A 17,798-nucleotide genomic window follows, 5' to 3' on the forward strand; every position below is an offset into this window, starting at 1 on the left:
GAAAAACAAAAACATAGCGCAGGGGAAAAATACCTGCTGTTAATCCCAAATTTTGAAGTATTTTTGCGGTTCAATTTACGAGAGATGGAAAATTCCAGAAGGTCCGGCAGACCTAAAGAAAATAATGAGTTTATATTTGGTATTCGTGCTGTTATAGAGGCGATTAAAGCAGGGAAGGATATTGAAAGTATTTACATTCAGCGCGGTCTTACCGGAGGTATTATCCTGGAGCTTAAGGCTTTGCTTAAGGAAGTAGATGCCCCTGTACATAACGTCCCAATTGAGAAATTGAATCGAATGACGCAGAAGAATCACCAGGGGGTGATTGCGGTGATTTCATCCATCTCTTTCCAAAAAATTGAGGATATCATTCCAGTCATTTATGAAAAAGGGGAGACTCCATTGATCCTGATCCTGGATGGCATCACTGATGTCAGGAATATGGGGGCTATCGCACGGACGGCAGCCTGCGCCGGAGTGCATGCCATCGTAGTACCGACCAAAAATTCTGCTCAGATCAATGCAGACGCAATTAAGACTTCTGCTGGTGCTTTGTTTACTATTCCCGTATGCAGGCATCCGAATCTGCAAAAGACTGCCTTGTTTCTACAGGATTGCGGGTTACAGATCGTAGCCTGCACAGAAAAGACAAATGACCTGATTTATGTGCCCGACTATACTGTGCCCACTGCTATTGTGATGGGGGCAGAAGACGAGGGAATCTCTAACGAGATCATGCGGATGGCCAATCACCTGGCAAAAATACCGATGATCGGAGAGATCAGTTCATTGAACGTGTCGGTATCTGCCGGTGTAATCCTATATGAAGCCATCAGGCAACGTACACAAAATTAGTTTTCCTGCTCAAATAAATAGCCGCTGTAGGCCAGTCCTTTAGCTACGCTGATGAAATTGTCGCCAGAATGTACCGGTGTATCAGGGAATCTGGCCTGAAACAGACTTTGAATGGCTGAAACCAGTGAGGTACCTCCGGTCAGAAACAGACTGTCTATTTCATCTGGTTTTATATGGGCATTCTGTAAAAATTCGTCTAAGTAGCTGCTGATCTTATTGAGGTCTTTTTCAATGATCTGATTATAGTTCTCCAGGGAAATCTTGTCGTCGATTTCAATATCCATCTTTGCATATTTGAATTCAGACTGATCAGACTTGGACAATTCTACCTTGGTTCGTTCTATCGACTGAAATACAGAATAACCAAGGTTGTTATTGATCAGTGTCAGGAGGTTTTTGAATTTGCGGTTTTGTTTGCTGTAATAATAGTAGTTGTCGATGTCATTTTTGATCTTCTGCCCATTGAAGAAGTTCATCTGCTCCCAGGAACAGATGTTGGCAAAGAGTGATACCGGAACTGTTAACATTTTACCAGGTCCTGCTTCATATTGTGTATCCTTTCCAAAATGCGGGGTGCCTTTGTCCCACATGAAGGCCGAATCAAAACTGTCTCCGCCGATATAAATGCCACCTGTAGCAATGATGTCATTTCTGCGGTCTTTGCTGCCTACCTTCTCCGGATCTAATATCAGATAGGTAAAATCTGTAGTACCACCCCCTAAATCGGCCACCAATACGCGTTCTCTCTTGCTGATGGTTTTTTCGTAGGCAAAAGCAGCGCCGATTGGTTCAAATTGAAAACGAACTTCTTCAAAACCACTTTGTTCGGCTGCCTTGCTCAGTCTTCTCTGCGCGAGTGCATCTTTATCTGTATTGTCGTCGTCAAAGAAAACGGGTCTGCCAATCACGGCTTTGCGACAATCCTGACCAATAAATGCATCCGCACGTTGTTTCAGTTCCCGGAGTATGTAGGTGACCAGGTCTGAGGCGTTTAATCTTTTATTGTGTACCCGCGTCTCGATAAAACTGCTTCTTGGAAGTATGCGTTTGATGGATTTCATAAACCGCCCCTTCATGCCATCCTCCAGATAAGCAGCAATGGCCTCGTCGCCCACCACATAGTTTAGAGGAGCAGATGAAGACTGCTCCTCTTGGAAATAAAGTATAGATGGAACGGTAATCGTAGTAAGGATTTCTTTTTTGTCTTCATCATAGATGGAAAGTGCGGAATTGGTTGTTCCGAAATCTATTCCGTATAGAAAATTGCTCATGTATCGTATTGTAAAAAAAGGCTGCACAAAATCTCTTTTGTGCAGCCGCTATGCTTTGAAGGATGGGGTATTAAATGTATTTCGTGCCGAATTTAGATTTCACATCGGCAACAATTTGTTTGATGCTTTGTTCCTCAGATCTTGGGCAAATCAGCAGGGTATTGTTAGATTCCACTACGATATAATCGTGTAAGTCCTGGAGGATTACCAGTTTGTCCTTTGGGACATTGACCATGCAATTAGAAGAATTGAACATCATCACTTTTTCTGCCGGGATGACTGCGTTTCCTACATAGTCGTGCTCTGCAATATCATAGATAGATGCCCAGGTGCCCAGGTCCGACCAGCAAAAATCAGCAGGCAATACATACACATTGTCTGCCTTTTCCATGATGCCAAAGTCGATGGAGATGTTGGTGCATTGCTGATAAGCATTTCCTATAAATTCGAGCTCACTGCTTGTATTGTAGAGGCTATTGCCCTGCTGGAAGATTTCGTGCATTTCTGGCAGATGTCTGGAAAATGCTTTATTGATAGATTTTGCGGACCAAATGAAGATACCAGCGTTCCAAAGGAAATCGCCGCTTTGTATAAAGGATTTGGCCAGTTCCAGATTTGGTTTTTCAGTGAATATCTTTACTTTATGGATTTGAGTGTCTGTCTTCAGTGCTTCTTCAGTGTACTGGATATAGCCATAACCAGTATCGGGCCTACTCGGTTTAATTCCCAGGGTGATGAGGCAGTCATTTTCAGTCGCAGCTGCCAGAGATTGCTCAATAGCGGCTACAAAAGCTTCTGGATTGGTGATGGTATGATCTGATGGTGCCACCACAATAGTAGCATTTGGGTTCAGTTGGGCGATCTTAGTAGAGCCATATGAAATACAAGGTGCCGTATTCCTCATGATGGGTTCTGCCAGGATCTGATTGTCTTTAATATTTGGTAACTGTTCCTTAATGATGTCAGTATAGATCTCATTGGTGACGATGAAAATATTTTCTGCGGGACAGATTTTTAAAAAGCGTTCGTAGGTGCTTTGAATCAAAGTTTTGCCTACGCCAAAGAAATCTATGAATTGTTTTGGGTATTCTGTTCTGCTGACAGGCCAAAAACGGCTTCCTACTCCGCCAGCCATGATTAAGGCGTAATTGTTCTCGTTCATATCGGGTTATCGCGTATCTTAAATTATACCTTCCTGTAGAAGGTCGTGTAAATGTATGATGCCGAAATAGTGATCATTTTCGGTCACCAGTAATTGTGTGATGTTATTCTCCTTGATCAGCTCCAGTGCCTGCATTGCTAGAATGTCCTTATCGATTCGCTTCGGATTTTTGCTCATCAGGTCGCTGGCGGTGATGTCGGCTAAGTTAGAATGTTTTTCCAGCATTCTTCTAATGTCACCGTCAGTAATTATCCCCAAAATGACATCATCCTGAATAACAACGACAGTACCCAAACGGTTTTTGCTGATTTCGATGATTACGTCCTTCACAGAAGCTGTTGGATGGATACTCGGCTTTTCATTTCGAATCGCGATATCTCCGGATTTAAGGTAAAGCCGCTTACCTAATGAGCCACCGGGGTGATATCTGGCAAAATCATCTTCATTAAAATTACGTGCATGTAGCAGACATACTGCGAGGGCATCACCCATAGCCAACTGTGCGGTAGTACTTGTGGTAGGGGCAAGATTGTGTGGGCAAGCCTCTTTTTCTACTGCTGTGTTGAGAATGAAATCGGATTGTAGTGCCAGTTCAGAATCAAGCTGACCTACCATGCCGATCACACTATTACCTGATGCCTTGAGCAGTGGTGCAAGCACCTTTATTTCAGGTGTATTTCCACTTTTAGAGAGACAGATGACAATGTCATCGGCTTGAATCATGCCAAGATCGCCATGAACGGCATCTGCAGCATGCATGAATATCGAAGGGGTACCTGTTGAGTTAAATGTAGCCACGATCTTTTGCGCAATGATGGCACTTTTGCCAATTCCGGTAACGATAACGCGGCCTTTACTTGCTAAAATCAGTTCGATCACTGCAACGAAATCATCGTTTACCTGAGGAATTAGATTTAGAATTGCCTGTGCCTCCAATTGTAACGTGTTAACTGCGTTCTCTATAATAGATTTTTTACTTTTCAAACAGAATTAATTAGTATATTGATGCTTTGAATTAATGCAAAATTATGTTATTTTGAAGTAAAAATAGCACTGAATATTTTATACACGAAATGGATGTGAAAAAGTCGTTGTTTGACAACTTACAAACCTTTTTTGGTTTTGATAATTTTAAAGGTGACCAGGAGTCCATCATCACCAATATTCTTGAGAAAAGAAATACGTTTGTGATCATGCCTACGGGTGGGGGGAAATCCATTTGTTACCAGTTACCGGCTTTAATGGAAGAGGGGACTGCAATTGTTATCTCTCCTTTGATTGCGCTGATGAAAAATCAGGTGGATCAGTTGAGGGCTTTTGGCGGAAATGACAGCATTGCGCATTTCCTGAATTCTTCATTAAACAAATCTGAGATCACTCAGGTAAAAACTGACCTGCTCAATGGTCAGACCAAGTTGCTGTATGTAGCGCCAGAGTCGTTATCCAAACCCGATAATATTGATTTTTTAAAGTTGATCAAGATATCGTTTGTTGCCGTAGATGAAGCTCATTGTATTTCTGAATGGGGCCATGATTTCAGGCCTGAATACCGGAAGATCAGGCAAGTGATCCAAGGGCTGGGTGATAGTATTCCTATCATTGCACTAACCGCGACAGCTACACCGAAAGTACAGCAGGATATCATTAAAAACCTGCAGATGTCGGATGCCACGCTGTTCAAGTCGTCCTTCAACAGACCAAACCTGTTCTATGAAATCCGCCCGAAGCGGGATGTGATCAAGGAGATTATCCGCTACATCAAATACAACACGGGCAAGTCGGGAATTATCTATTGTCTGAGCCGTAAAAAAGTAGAAGAGGTAGCCGAAACGCTTAATCTAAATGGCATTAAGGCAATGCCTTATCATGCTGGATTGGAGCCGAAAGTACGTGCAGATACCCAAGACAAATTCCTAATGGAGGATGTCGAAGTTATTGTAGCAACCATTGCCTTTGGAATGGGAATCGATAAGCCAGATGTTCGGTTCGTGATCCACCATGACATACCGAAGAGTATGGAGGGATATTACCAGGAAACCGGACGTGCCGGAAGAGATGGAGGAGAAGGTATCTGCATTGCATTCTACGCGCAAAAAGATGTAGATAAGCTTGCGAAATTCATGAAAGATAAACCCGTTTCTGAGCGGGAAATCGGTACCCAGATTTTGAAAGAAGTTATTGATTATGCTGAATCTGCTGTCTGTCGCCGTAAGCAGATCCTTCATTATTTTGGAGAGAACTTCAATGAGACAGGTTGCAATTGCATGTGCGATAATTGTAAAAAACCTAAGAAGCAGTTTGAAGCAGAAGAGTCGCTGATGGTCTTATTGAAATTGATCAAAAAGATTGGTGAAAAATTTGACGATACCCATATTCTTAGCGTTATTATGGGGAATGAAACTGCTCAAACTATCGCTTATGAGCATAGTAAGCTGCCGGAATTTGGCTTAGGTGCCGTAGAAGGAGAAAATCACTGGAAGTCTTTGATCCGACAGGCCGTACTGAATAATTTCCTTTCGAAAGATATTGACAATTATGGTTTACTGGGGCTGACCAATGCAGGCAATGAGTTTATAGATAACCCATACAATCTCAAGTTTGTATTGAATGAACCGATTGAAAGCGCAGCAGATGACGATGAAGATGATGTAAAGCATGGTTCCGGCACACTTGATACCCAGCTTTTGCAATTGCTGAAAGACCTGAGGAAAAAAATTGCCAAGCAGAAAAATGTACCGCCTTTTGTGGTTTTTCAGGATCCTTCACTGGAGGAGATGTGCACACATTACCCGATCTCCATGGAAGAGCTTAAGCAGATTTCAGGTGTAGGAAATGGTAAGGCGTTAAAGTTTGGTGCTCCCTTCCTTGAACTCATTAAGAAGTATGTCGAGGATAATGATGTTGAACGTCCTATTGATCTGATCATCAAGACCCAGGCAAATAAATCGCAATTGAAGGTTTCTATTATACAAAACATTGACCGGAAAATTGGCCTTGAAGATATTGCCAGATCAAAAGGCATTACTTATGATGACATCTTGAAAGAAGTTGAGGCCATCGTGAATTCAGGCACAAAACTCAATCTTAGTTATTTCGTTGATGAACTCATTGATGAAGACCGCCAGGATGAGGTGTTCGATTATTTCCAATCGGCAGAAAATGACTCCATCGATGAGGCTTTGAAGGAGTTGGGCGAAAGCGACTATTCGCGTGAAGAAATTCAGCTGATGCGCATTAAATTCATGTCGGAATTAGGTAATTAACTATTTAGCAACACAATGATCAATTTTCAATTAGATAAATTAAAGCATACAGATTCCAATAATTTCTTTTTAATGGCAGGACCTTGCGCTATTGAAGGCGAAGATATCGCCATGCGCATTGCCGAAAAAATCGTGACTATAACTGACCGGCTGGAGATCCCTTATATTTTCAAGGGCTCGTACCGCAAGGCGAACCGTTCTAAAGGAAGCTCCTTCAGTGGAATTGGAGACGAAAAGGCTTTGCGTATCCTGGAGAAGGTGGGGAAGACATTTGGTGTGCCAACCGTAACCGATATCCATGCACACGAAGAGGCGGCAATGGCAGCTGCTTACGTAGATGTTTTGCAGATTCCAGCCTTTTTGTGCAGACAAACGGATCTGCTCGTCGCGGCTGCTGCGACAGGTAAGGTTGTCAATGTGAAAAAAGGGCAGTTCCTGTCTGCTGGATCGATGAAATTCGCAGTAGAGAAGATTGTAGAAGCAGGGAATGACAAGGTGATCCTGACAGACCGGGGCAACACCTTTGGTTACCAGGACCTCATAGTAGATTACCGTGGATTGCCTGAAATGCAGGATTTTGGTGTGCCTGTAGTTATGGACTGTACGCATTCATTGCAGCAACCTAACCAAAGCACTGGAGTAACCGGCGGTAAGCCTGAGCTAATCGGAACTATCGCTAAAGCAGCCATTGCTGTTGGTGCCGACGGTCTGTTTATTGAAACACATCCTGATCCGGCCAATGCCAAATCTGATGGCGCGAACATGCTGCACCTAGATCTCTTGGAGGAGTTGCTCGTTAAACTCATTAAAATAAGAAAAGCGGTCTTGTAGACCGCTTTTCTTATTGGATTTTCGTAATCACGAAAGATGTTCGCCTATTGAGTTTCCTGTTATTCTCCGTATCATTGGGAGCAATGGGTTTGCTTTCTCCATAGCCTTTGTAGGATAGGCGTTCTGCCGGGATTTTGCTGCTAACCAGGTAATCATACACTGCTTTTGAACGATCCAATGAAAGTTTCCTATTACTCATGTCATCACCGATGTTGTCGGTATGTCCTTGAATTTCAACATGTATTTTAGGATTACTTCTCAATAAGTCTATTAATGTTTCAAGTTCTACGTAGGAGGCTGGAAGAAGCTTATGTTCATTGGTGTTGAAGAAAATGTTTTTCAAGATCAGATTGGTGCCTACCTTCAGCCTTTTCAAGTCGATTTCCAATAGGAAAGGTTTATTGGTATAGATATTTCCAAGTTCATAGTTTTCAGAATAGAATAAATACCCATCTGCATTTACATGAAAGGCATAATTTCCACCTAGAGGCATAACCGCAAGGAAGTCGCCCGTTTCCTTCGCCGTATAGTCGCTGTACATAACTTGCTTGCTTTTTAGATCTATTACCTGAACATTGGCTTCTAAAAATGCTTTAGTTTCTTTGTCTCTAACCAGACCTTTTACATAGGTGATTGATTTTGGCTTTTTGTCTTCTGGCATCTTAAATTGATAGATGTCCATATCGCCAAAACCACCTTTCAGATTGGAGGAAAATAAGCCTTCCGTTCCATCAGGACTTACAATTAAACCGGTTTCTTCGTTAAACGTATTAATTGGATAACCCAGGTTTTCAGGTTTTGTCCATTTTCCCTTTTCATCCATACGGCTTAGAAAAATATCCTTGCTGCCCAAGCCAGGCCAGCCATCTGAGGAGAAATATAATGTTGTGCCGTCCGGATGGATAAAGGGGGTATGTTCGTCGTAGGCGGTATTTATATCGGGTCCGAGATTTTCCGGAGTTCCCCAGTATCCATCATCCTTTAATTTACTCTTCCATATATCATAACCTCCCTTGCCACCTGGCCTATTGCTTACGAAATACAGCGTGCTGCCATCTGGGCTTATTGAGGGTTGGGATTCCCAGTATTCGGTATTTATCGGTGCTCCTAGATTGAAGGGGGCAGCCCAGTTTTTACCTTCTTTATGGCTCACGTAAATGTCGCATCGTCCGAGTCCATCAGGACGGTTACAACCAGTGAAAAATAAATACATTCCATCGGGAGAAAGCGATTGCGCCCCTTCATTGTATTGCTTGGTATTGATCTGTTCACTGAGTGGAGTAGGGTTGCCCCATAGGTTACCTGACTTTTTGGAAATGTAAAAGTCTTCGTTACCATTGATATTCCTGCTGAAGATCAATTGCTCCCCATCAGCCGTAAGCGATGGAAAGTAATCACGATAAACTGAATTGATCTCTTTTCCGAGATTGACAGGTTCAAATGGCAGGGGAGATTTGATGGCTTCGACGGCAAATAAGCAATCCTGGTAATATTTTTTCGCTCTTGTCAAAAATTCTTCATCGTTACCTTTATATTGCTTAATGAACGATTGAATGTGCTTGAGCGCATTTTGATAATCACCTGTCATGATTTCCGATTCAGCCAATCCATAGTAGGTTCTGGGATCGATCTCCTTTTGCAATTTTAAGATGTGGCTGTACGCTGTTTTAGCATCATCATAAGCTTTAAGTTTCCTACTGATATCGCCCAATTGCAACAAGGCATAGCCAAAATTGGGATCAGCTGAGGTTGCCTCTTTCAACGCCAGCACTGCCTGGTCATATTCGTTGTTTTTTAAGAAAATCTGTGCTTTATTGAAGCTGAGTTGCGCTTTTTTTACATCACTAGTCTGAGCATTAATTTGCTGAAAACTCATATGTAGCAAAAATAAAAGCAATAGTTTTCTCATGTTGCCTCTGTTAGGAACCAACTAAATATACTGCAATTAGCTGATAAAATGCAAATGTACGGACTGAACTAAGGAATGTTGAGGTATTTATGCGTTTGTAAGGAAATTTCCCATTTTGGATTGGCCATCACATAATCGATGATCAAGGGGGTAATTTCCTTTGATTTTGACCATTCAGGCTGTAAGTAAAGTTTACAGCTTTCTGAAACGGTTTCAGCATATTTTTCTGCCCATTCAAAATCGCTTTTATTGAACACAATGACTTTTAGTTCGTTTGCAAAAGGCGTGATGTCTGGCCGTGGTGCTTTGAACTTTTTGGGAGACAAGCAGATCCAGTCCCATTTTCCAGAAAGGGGATAGGCACCAGAGGTTTCAATGAAAGTAAGGATATTTCGCTCCTGTAATTTGCTGGTCAGGTAATCGAGGTTGTAAATTAAGGGCTCACCTCCGGTAATGACAACTGCTTTTCCAGGAAAAGTATCTGCTTTGGCAACAATATCGTCAGCATGGGTCAGGGGATGTAATTCCGCATCCCAACTTTCCTTAACATCGCACCAGTGACATCCTACATCACATCCGCCAAGGCGGATGAAATATGCAGCTTTGCCGGTATTAAAACCTTCGCCCTGTATTGTATAGAATTCTTCCATCAAAGGAAGTAAGGTGCCGTCTTCTGGAATTTGATGTGCCATATTTAAGGCTGCAAAGGTAAATAAAATATTTGCGTAATTGGGATTATATGTATCTTGACTCAGGCATATGACTTGTTCGTGAAAAAGACAGCTCATTTCTAAATTTTAGATCATGAATTGGCATAAAATAGAAACGGATATTCCCGAGCAGGATTTTGTAAAGCAAATTCAGATTAATGGAAAGAAGCTTTGTTTGTTGAGACATCGGGAGCGCTTGTTTGTGGTGCAAAATAGTTGTCCGCATGCTGGAGGTATATTGAGCGGTGGATGGTGCAGAAATGGTCATTTAGTTTGTCCGATCCATCGTTGGGAATATAATTTGGAAAATGGCAGGGGAGCGGCAGGGCAGGGAGATTATATCGATATCTATCCTATAGAAACCAGGGAAGATGGAATTTACGTGGGATTCAGGGAGAGCTGGATCAAAAAACTGTTCAGGAAATAGATTTAAGTTCTATTTCCTGAACAAAAAAGTTATGAATAAATTTCTTTTTTAGCAGAAGCCAGTGTATTTTTTAACAAGCCGATGATGGTCATGAGGCCTACACCACCTGGTACCGGGGTAATCCAGGATGCCTTTGGAGCTACATTTTCAAAGTCAACATCGCCATAAAGCTTGTAACCGGATTTGGTTACTGCAGAAGTTTCTCTGTTCATGCCCACGTCGATAATAATGGCACCAGGTTTCACCATATCTGCAGTAATGAAGTTCTTTTTGCCGATAGCGGCAATGACGATATCGCCCTGTAAAGTGATTTCTTTCAAATTAGCAGTACGACTATGCGTCAGGCTCACTGTACAGTTTCCGGGATTAGCGTTGCGTGCCATTAGAATGCTCATAGGGCTACCTACAATATTACTTCTACCTACCACTACGCAGTGTTTGCCAAGGGTGTCAATATTGTAAGCTTCCAACATCAGCATAATGCCATAAGGAGTTGCAGGGATAAAGCAAGGTAAATTGCGCATCATTCTACCCAGGTTTACCGGATGAAAACCGTCTACATCTTTGCGGTGGTCAATGGCTTCTGTCACTTTCTCCGGGTCAATGTGCTTCGGAAGTGGCAATTGAACAATTAGCCCGTCTACGCCCGCATCCTGATTGATTTCCTTAACCTTTTGAAGCAATTCTTCCTCAGTTACGGTTACATCATAGCGAACCAAAGAAGATTGAAACCCAACTTTCTCACAGTTTTTCATTTTACTGGCAACATAGGTTTCACTGCCACCATCATTGCCTACTAAAATTGCAACTAAATGTGGTTTACGACCACTCGTGGCCAAAAAATCTGCTGCCTCAACAGCGATGTCCTGTTTTATTTTTTCCGATACGTATTTGCCGTCTAGTAACTGCATGTAATGAATATATTTTTGGTTTAGTCTAGTTTTAATACTGCCATGAAAGCCGTTTGCGGAATTTCCACATTACCTACCTGACGCATACGTTTCTTACCTTGTTTTTGTTTTTCCAACAATTTACGCTTACGCGAAATGTCACCGCCGTAACACTTGGCTGTTACATCCTTTCTTAAGGCACTCAAGGTTTCGCGTGCAATTACTTTTGCGCCGATGGATGCCTGAATCTTGATCTCAAATTGCTGACGGGGAATTAATTCCCTCAATTTCTCGCAGATCTTTTTACCGAAATCGTAAGCATTGCTGCGGTGGATCAGTGAAGACAAGGCATCGACAGGTTCTTCATTCAGGAGCATATCTAACCTCACGAGATCTGATTTACGGTAGCCAACCTGATGGTAATCAAATGAAGCATAACCTTTGGATATTGTTTTGAGCTTATCATAGAAATCGAAAACAATTTCACCCATAGGCATCTCAAATACAAGTTCTACACGATCAGAAGTCAAATAAGACTGATTGACGATAGTTCCTCTTTTCTGGATACAAAGTGACATTACCGGGCCAACAAATTCTGCTTTGGTAATGATATTTGCCTTGATGAACGGCTCTTCTACAGAATCCAGTTTACTTGGATCAGGCAGATCTGATGGGTTATTTACGATTACTTCCACACCCCTGGTGGTTTTAGCAATATAGGATACGTTGGGCACAGTAGTAATTACTGTCATGTCGAATTCACGTTCCAAACGCTCCTGGATAATTTCCATGTGCAACATGCCCAGGAACCCGCAGCGGAAACCAAAGCCTAACGCGGCGGAACTTTCAGGTTCAAAAACGATGGATGCATCATTCAATTGCAGTTTGTGCATGGCCTCGCGCAATTCTTCAAACTCATCTGTATCTACCGGGTAGATACCTGCGAAAACCATAGGCTTTACCTCTTCAAAACCCTGAATAGAATCCAATGAAGGTCTGTCTACAGTTGTAATGGTATCCCCAACTTTAACCTCACGGGCTTCTTTGATCCCGGAAATGATATACCCCACATCACCGGTTTTGACTACAGTTCGGGGTGACATATCCAATTTAAGGATACCCACTTCGTCTGCCAAGTACTGTTTTCCAGTATTGATGAATTTTACTTTGTCACCTTTTTTGATTTCACCGTTTACGACTTTATAATAAGCGATAATTCCACGGAAAGGATTAAATACGGAGTCAAAAATTAAAGCTTGTAAAGGCGCTTCAGGATCACCAACAGGCGCCGGTACACGGTCTACGATGGCTTGTATGATGTCAGGGATGCCCATTCCGGTTTTTCCGGATGCAGGGATGATGTCTTCACGTTCACAGCCGATCAGGTCTATGATCTGATCTTTAACTTCCTCTGGCATCGCACCGGGCAGGTCCATCTTATTTAAGATCGGAATGATTTCGAGATCATGCTCCAATGCAAGATAAAGGTTGGATATGGTTTGAGCTTGTATTCCCTGTGAAGCATCAACAATCAGCAAGGCACCCTCGCAGGCTGCGATAGAGCGCGAAACCTCATAAGAAAAATCCACGTGTCCGGGAGTATCGATCAGGTTGAAATTGTATTCAATTTCTCCAACTTTGTAATTCATTTGTATGGCATGACTTTTTATGGTAATGCCACGTTCACGCTCCAGATCCATGTTGTCCAGCAATTGGGCCTGAGCCTCGCGCTGACTAATGGTTTTGGTGTATTCTAGTAAACGGTCAGCAAGTGTGCTTTTCCCGTGGTCAATATGTGCAATTATGCAGAAATTACGTATATGCTTCATCAGTGGCGCAAATATAAGATTTTTTGAGTCAATTATTTTATGGGTATTTTATTGAACCTGGTTGGAGAGCTCAATTAATTTTTTGACTGTCTCTGTATTGGTCAGGCTGTAGCTAAATTCATCACTTTCAGCACCCATAGCTAAGCTTTGGTTTCTAAATTGCATTCCACTGTCGACGCTGCTTCTGGCGGATGCATGGAATTCTTTAGCGCCAGTGGCATAAATCAGTGATTCAATATTTTTTATTGAAATGCCAGCTCCCGGCATTATAGTAATGCGTCCAGCTGCTTGATTTATGAGCGTGCGGATCACTGAGGCACCTTGTACGGCAGAAGCTTCTGCACCTGAAGTCAGGACGCGTTCACAACCAATGCCTATGATATCTTCCAGACCTCGTTCAAGGCTGCTACACATGTCGAAGGCACGGTGGAAGGTTACGCCCATTGGTCCCGCGAGTTCAACCAGTTCACGGCATCTTTTTACATCGATGCTGCCATCACTTTTTAAAATTCCGATTACGATGCCATCACAGTTCAATGAACGGCATATCATGATATCTTCTTTCATCAGTTCGAATTCGACATCAGAATAGAGGAAGTCCCCACCTCTTGGGCGGATGATTGGATATACTTTAATTTTCAACAATTTTTTTGCGAGCTTGATTTGCGCGTAGCTGGGTGTTGTACCACCTTCCGGTAAATTGTCGCACAGTTCTACCCTTATAGCACCACCTGCTTCAGCTGCCAGTGCAGAACTGACAGAGTTTGCGCAAACTTCCATATTCACCATAAGCATTAACTGTAATAGCTTTTTCCAGGAACTAACAGGTCACTTTTCTCCGCTGTACAGACGGCGTAACTGAAGCCTTGCTGAATGGCATAAGCACCATATTCACCTTTTTTATTCAGGGCAAGGAAGCCTACCTGGATCGTTTTTGCGATTTCTGGCTTTTTCTTAATGATCCGCATCACAGCTTCTTTGCAAGCTGCTTCAGGCGCATAGCCTTGTCTCATTAATTCTACAACCAAAAAACTTCCCACATTTCTGATCACTTCTTCACCTACACCGGTAGAGGTCGCACCACCTACTTCATTGTCTACATATAGACCCGCTCCGATGATCGGACTATCGCCAACACGGCCATGTAATTTATAAGCCATGCCACTGGTTGTACAGGCTCCGGAGATGTTGCCTTTGCTGTCAATAGCCAACATACCAATGGTATCGTGATTATATTGATTGCCCGGCAATTTTGTTGGTGCAGCCTTTTGATACAGTTTGTTTTCTATATTCATCACTGGTGCATATTTGGCCGTTTTCAGCCATTCTTTCCATGCTTTTTCACTTTCCTTAGTCAAAAGGTTTTCCTTTTTAAAGCCATTTTCCAGTGCAAACTGCAATGCACCTTCGCCAACAAGCATCACATGAGGTGTTTTTTCCATTACCAGTCGTGCTACAGAAATGGGATGCTTGATGTGCTCCAATCCGGCTACAGATCCGCAATTGCCAAGTTCATCCATGATACAGGCATCCAGAGTTACGTGACCATCGCGATCGGGGAGCCCACCATAACCTACTGACTGATTCTTGGGGTCTGCCTCAGGTACGTGGACGCCCTGCTCAACTGCATCAAGTGCACGTCCTCCACTGGCAAGAACTTTCCAGGCTGCCTGGTTTGCAGCAATTCCAAAATCCCAGGTGGAAATTACAATAGGTTTCACTGGATTTGGAGCGGTAATATTGATTTCGCCCAGCACATTTTCTGTGCCAATAGCGAGCAGAGATGCTGACGCGGCAGTTGCTTTTAGGAATTTCCTACGGTTAAGCATGGATATATGGATATTAAATGATTTCAAAGCGGTCTGCATCTTTTAGGAACGGGAAAATTCTTCTTGTTTTCACCAGTTCTTCGTAATTGATGCTAAAGGTATAGAGGTCCTCATCTTCAGGTTTATAATAAACAGTCTTGCCTTGGGGATCAATGCATTGGGAATGACCGCTATGGTAAATTTCATTGCCATCATGACCCACACGGTTTGCTGCAATGACGTAACTTTGGTTTTCAATTGCCCTGGCTGGTATTAGCGCATTCCAATGTGCGGAGCGCTTATCCGGCCAGCTTGCGATGAGTAATAAAATGTCATATTCTTCATTTTGATTACGGAGCCATACTGGAAAACGGAGATCGTAACAAATGGCCAAACGGATTTTCCAGCCTTTTAACTCGACAATTACCTTGTCTTTTCCCGGAGTGTAGGTTTTGTCTTCTCCACCCAGACCAAAAAGATGTCGTTTGTCGTAGTAACTGAACGTACCGTCAGGCAACATCCAGATCAACCTGTTGTAGTAAGCTTCATTTTCCCGGATGATCAGGGAGCCAGTTACCACACATTCGTATTGATCGGCCATTCCTTTCATCCAATTCATAGTTTTTCCATCCATTTCTTCCGCCAGAGTTTCCGCATTCATACTGAAGCCGGTATTGAACATTTCAGGAAGAATGATCAGGTCTGTTTTCTCTTTTATTCCCATTGACAATCTGAGGGTAAGATTCTGCAGGTTCTTATCTGTATTTTCCCAAAATAAATAAGCCTGGAAGATGGTGATTTTCAGGTTTGGGATATTGAGGTAAGTGGGATGCTCCATGGTCATGATTTAAAGATACAACTTATAATTTCATTAGTCTTTCAACGGCTTTTTCCAGAGTTTCTTGCTTTTTAGCGAAACAAAACCTTAAGATTTGATGATCCGTATTACGGGTATAAAACGCAGAAACAGGGATACTGGCTACACCGTATTCTTTAATGAGCCGAATGGCCATATCCGTATCTTTTTCTGAGCTTAAATGCTCATAACCCACACATTGAAAGTAAGATCCATGACAAGGTAAGAGTTTAAACCTGGTTTCTGTCAGCAGGCCGCGGAATAAATCCCGCTTTTGTTTGAAAAACTCCGAAAGCCCTAGATAGGTATCAGGGTCTTTTAAGTAATTGGTGATACCCACCTGCATTGGGGTGTTTACACTGAATACATTAAACTGATGAATTTTCCGGAACTCTTTCATTAGGTTTTCAGGTGCAAGACAATAGCCCAGCTTCCAGCCCGTTGTGTGTAATAATTTTCCAAAGGAGGCAACAATGAAGCTCCTTTCCCGCAATTCAGGATATAGTGCCACGCTATGGTGTTTCTTGTCGTCAAACACGATGTGTTCATAAACCTCGTCACTCAGGATTAATATATCTGTATTTTTGGTCAGTTTGATCAAGGCCTTGATGTCTTTTTCAGAGAGGATGCATCCTGTTGGATTTTGAGGACTGTTCAGGATGATCATTTTGGTATTTGCTGTAAATAATTTCTTGACCATCTCCCAGTCGATCTCATAATCCGGAGGACTTAATTCATAAGGTTTCACCAGTCCGCCCAGCAGTTTAATTGCCGGGGCATAGCAGTCATAAGCCGGTTCGAAAATAATAACCTCATCTCCCTGACTGATGCAGGAGGTGAGGGCAGTAAAAATAGCCTGTGTACCTCCGGCAGTGATGGTCACTTCTGTATCGGGGTTGTAGGTTGCAGCGTATAACTTTTCAGCTTTTTCGGCAATCAATTCCCGTAATTCGGTTAATCCAGGCATAGGTGCGTACTGGTTAAAGCCAGATTTCATGGCTTCTGTAACCTTATTGATCAATTTTTCATCACAAGCGTAATCAGGAAATCCCTGAGAAAGATTAATGGCTTTGTATTCTTCAGCCAGCTTAGACATCACCGAAAAAATGGTGGTGCCCACTCCTGGTAATTTGGATTGTATAGATATCATGTTAAGCGAAAATAGAAATAATATTTATCCTCTTATATCGGAATTATTTAATAATTTCAACCTGCTATGAGTTTTAAGACAAAAGAGAGCAGGCTGATGCTCATTTTAGGCAGTTTTTTCGTCGCCAATGCCATTCTTTCTGAATTTATTGGGGTGAAGATTTTTACAGTAGAAGGTACGCTCGGGATTAAGCAATTTGACATTAATCTTCTTGGTGTACCCAACCTGTCCTTTAACATGTCTGCCGGGGTATTGACCTGGCCGCTCATTTTCATCATGACAGACATCATCAATGAATATTTTGGGGTTAGACAAGTGCGTTTTCTTTCCATTCTTACGGCTGTCCTCATCGCTTACGCTTTTGTTATTGTAGGAGCAGCCATGCACCTGAGTCCATCTGATTTCTGGGTTAAACAGGAAGTCAATGGTGAAACCATCAATATGAATAATGCCTTTGCCGGAATCTTTGGTCAGGGAATGTGGATCATTGTAGGTTCTATTGTTGCTTTCCTGGTCGGACAAATTGCAGATGTGCTTATTTTTCACAAGATAAAGAAAATTACCGGCGACAAGGCTTTGTGGCTTCGCGCTACAGGATCTACGTTGGTTTCTCAATGTATCGATAGTTTTGTCGTTATTTTTATTGCCTTTTATCTCAATCCCCAATACCATTGGAGTTGGCAGATGGTAGCCGCTATAGGTCTTGTCAACTATACCTATAAATTCATCGTCGCTATATTAATGACACCTATATTGTATGTTGTACATGGTCTGATTGACGGCTACCTCGGCAAAGATCTGGCCCAGCGTATGATTAAAATGGCCGGTAGGGGCTAG

16 protein-coding genes are annotated in these 17,798 nt (G+C 42.4%); 5 read left to right on the forward strand and 11 right to left on the reverse strand.

The window, feature by feature from the left end:
• The first annotated feature begins 84 nt into the window (after positions 1-84).
• A complete protein-coding gene (rlmB, locus tag WAE59_RS05810) occupies positions 85-855 on the forward strand; it encodes a 23S rRNA (guanosine(2251)-2'-O)-methyltransferase RlmB (protein WP_337854991.1) in 771 nt (256 codons plus the stop codon).
• Here the strand turns inward: rlmB and WAE59_RS05815 are convergent.
• The 3 genes from WAE59_RS05815 to WAE59_RS05825 form a co-directional block, all read right to left on the reverse strand.
• Positions 852-2,126, reverse strand: coding sequence for an Hsp70 family protein (locus tag WAE59_RS05815; RefSeq protein ID WP_337854992.1), 1,275 nt, complete (start codon positions 2,124-2,126; stop codon positions 852-854). The two genes, rlmB and WAE59_RS05815, sit on opposite strands and share 4 nt — an antisense overlap.
• A gap of 70 nt (positions 2,127-2,196) precedes the next feature.
• Positions 2,197-3,288 (reverse strand): mannose-1-phosphate guanylyltransferase, encoded by a 1,092-nt coding sequence (locus WAE59_RS05820; RefSeq protein ID WP_337854993.1) that lies wholly within the window; start codon positions 3,286-3,288, stop codon positions 2,197-2,199.
• Between the two features lie 18 nt (positions 3,289-3,306).
• Positions 3,307-4,272 (reverse strand): KpsF/GutQ family sugar-phosphate isomerase, encoded by a 966-nt coding sequence (locus WAE59_RS05825; protein WP_337854994.1) that lies wholly within the window; start codon positions 4,270-4,272, stop codon positions 3,307-3,309.
• Between the two features lie 89 nt (positions 4,273-4,361).
• On the opposite strand from WAE59_RS05825, the gene recQ reads away from it, so the two are divergent.
• Both recQ and kdsA read left to right on the forward strand, forming a co-directional pair.
• On the forward strand, positions 4,362-6,551 hold the full coding sequence (recQ, locus tag WAE59_RS05830) for a DNA helicase RecQ (RefSeq protein WP_337854995.1): 2,190 nt from the start codon (positions 4,362-4,364) through the stop codon (positions 6,549-6,551).
• A gap of 15 nt (positions 6,552-6,566) precedes the next feature.
• Positions 6,567-7,382 carry a 3-deoxy-8-phosphooctulonate synthase gene (kdsA, locus tag WAE59_RS05835; RefSeq protein ID WP_337854996.1) on the forward strand — a complete coding sequence of 272 codons (816 nt, stop codon included), beginning with the start codon at positions 6,567-6,569 and terminating at the stop codon, positions 7,380-7,382.
• 10 nt (positions 7,383-7,392) lie between these two features.
• Here kdsA and WAE59_RS05840 read toward each other — a convergent pair whose 3' ends face one another.
• Positions 7,393-9,291: an OmpA family protein gene (locus WAE59_RS05840; protein WP_337854997.1), complete on the reverse strand. Its 1,899-nt coding sequence runs from the start codon at positions 9,289-9,291 to the stop codon at positions 7,393-7,395.
• A 68-nt stretch (positions 9,292-9,359) separates the two neighbouring features.
• Entirely contained in the window at positions 9,360-9,983 is a 624-nt protein-coding gene (locus WAE59_RS05845) for a 7-carboxy-7-deazaguanine synthase QueE (protein WP_337854998.1), read from the reverse strand.
• Positions 9,984-10,095: 112 nt separating this feature from the next.
• Between WAE59_RS05845 and WAE59_RS05850 the strand changes: the two genes are divergently transcribed.
• Positions 10,096-10,428 carry a Rieske (2Fe-2S) protein gene (locus WAE59_RS05850; RefSeq protein WP_337854999.1) on the forward strand — a complete coding sequence of 111 codons (333 nt, stop codon included), beginning with the start codon at positions 10,096-10,098 and terminating at the stop codon, positions 10,426-10,428.
• A gap of 29 nt (positions 10,429-10,457) precedes the next feature.
• On the opposite strand, the gene WAE59_RS05855 is transcribed toward WAE59_RS05850, so the two are convergent.
• Genes WAE59_RS05855 through WAE59_RS05880 form a run of 6 tightly spaced genes read right to left on the reverse strand, consistent with a single transcriptional unit; the run spans position 10,458 to position 16,961 of the window.
• Positions 10,458-11,339, reverse strand: a complete 882-nt coding sequence (locus tag WAE59_RS05855) for a bifunctional 5,10-methylenetetrahydrofolate dehydrogenase/5,10-methenyltetrahydrofolate cyclohydrolase (RefSeq protein WP_337855000.1) — start codon at positions 11,337-11,339, stop codon at positions 10,458-10,460.
• A 20-nt stretch (positions 11,340-11,359) separates the two neighbouring features.
• Positions 11,360-13,147, reverse strand: a complete 1,788-nt coding sequence (gene lepA, locus WAE59_RS05860; protein ID WP_337855001.1) for a translation elongation factor 4 — start codon at positions 13,145-13,147, stop codon at positions 11,360-11,362.
• A 48-nt stretch (positions 13,148-13,195) separates the two neighbouring features.
• Positions 13,196-13,927: a copper homeostasis protein CutC gene (locus WAE59_RS05865; RefSeq protein ID WP_337855002.1), complete on the reverse strand. Its 732-nt coding sequence runs from the start codon at positions 13,925-13,927 to the stop codon at positions 13,196-13,198.
• A gap of 14 nt (positions 13,928-13,941) precedes the next feature.
• Positions 13,942-14,976, reverse strand: coding sequence for a N(4)-(beta-N-acetylglucosaminyl)-L-asparaginase (locus tag WAE59_RS05870; RefSeq protein WP_337855003.1), 1,035 nt, complete (start codon positions 14,974-14,976; stop codon positions 13,942-13,944).
• Between the two features lie 13 nt (positions 14,977-14,989).
• A complete protein-coding gene (locus tag WAE59_RS05875; protein ID WP_337855004.1) occupies positions 14,990-15,793 on the reverse strand; it encodes a nitrilase family protein in 804 nt (267 codons plus the stop codon).
• A 22-nt stretch (positions 15,794-15,815) separates the two neighbouring features.
• Entirely contained in the window at positions 15,816-16,961 is a 1,146-nt protein-coding gene (locus tag WAE59_RS05880) for a methionine aminotransferase (protein WP_337855005.1), read from the reverse strand.
• Between the two features lie 66 nt (positions 16,962-17,027).
• On the opposite strand from WAE59_RS05880, the gene WAE59_RS05885 reads away from it, so the two are divergent.
• Positions 17,028-17,798: a queuosine precursor transporter gene (locus WAE59_RS05885; RefSeq protein ID WP_337855006.1), complete on the forward strand. Its 771-nt coding sequence runs from the start codon at positions 17,028-17,030 to the stop codon at positions 17,796-17,798.

Source organism: Pedobacter sp. GR22-6 (assembly GCF_037402555.1).
GTDB lineage: Bacteria > Bacteroidota > Bacteroidia > Sphingobacteriales > Sphingobacteriaceae > Pedobacter.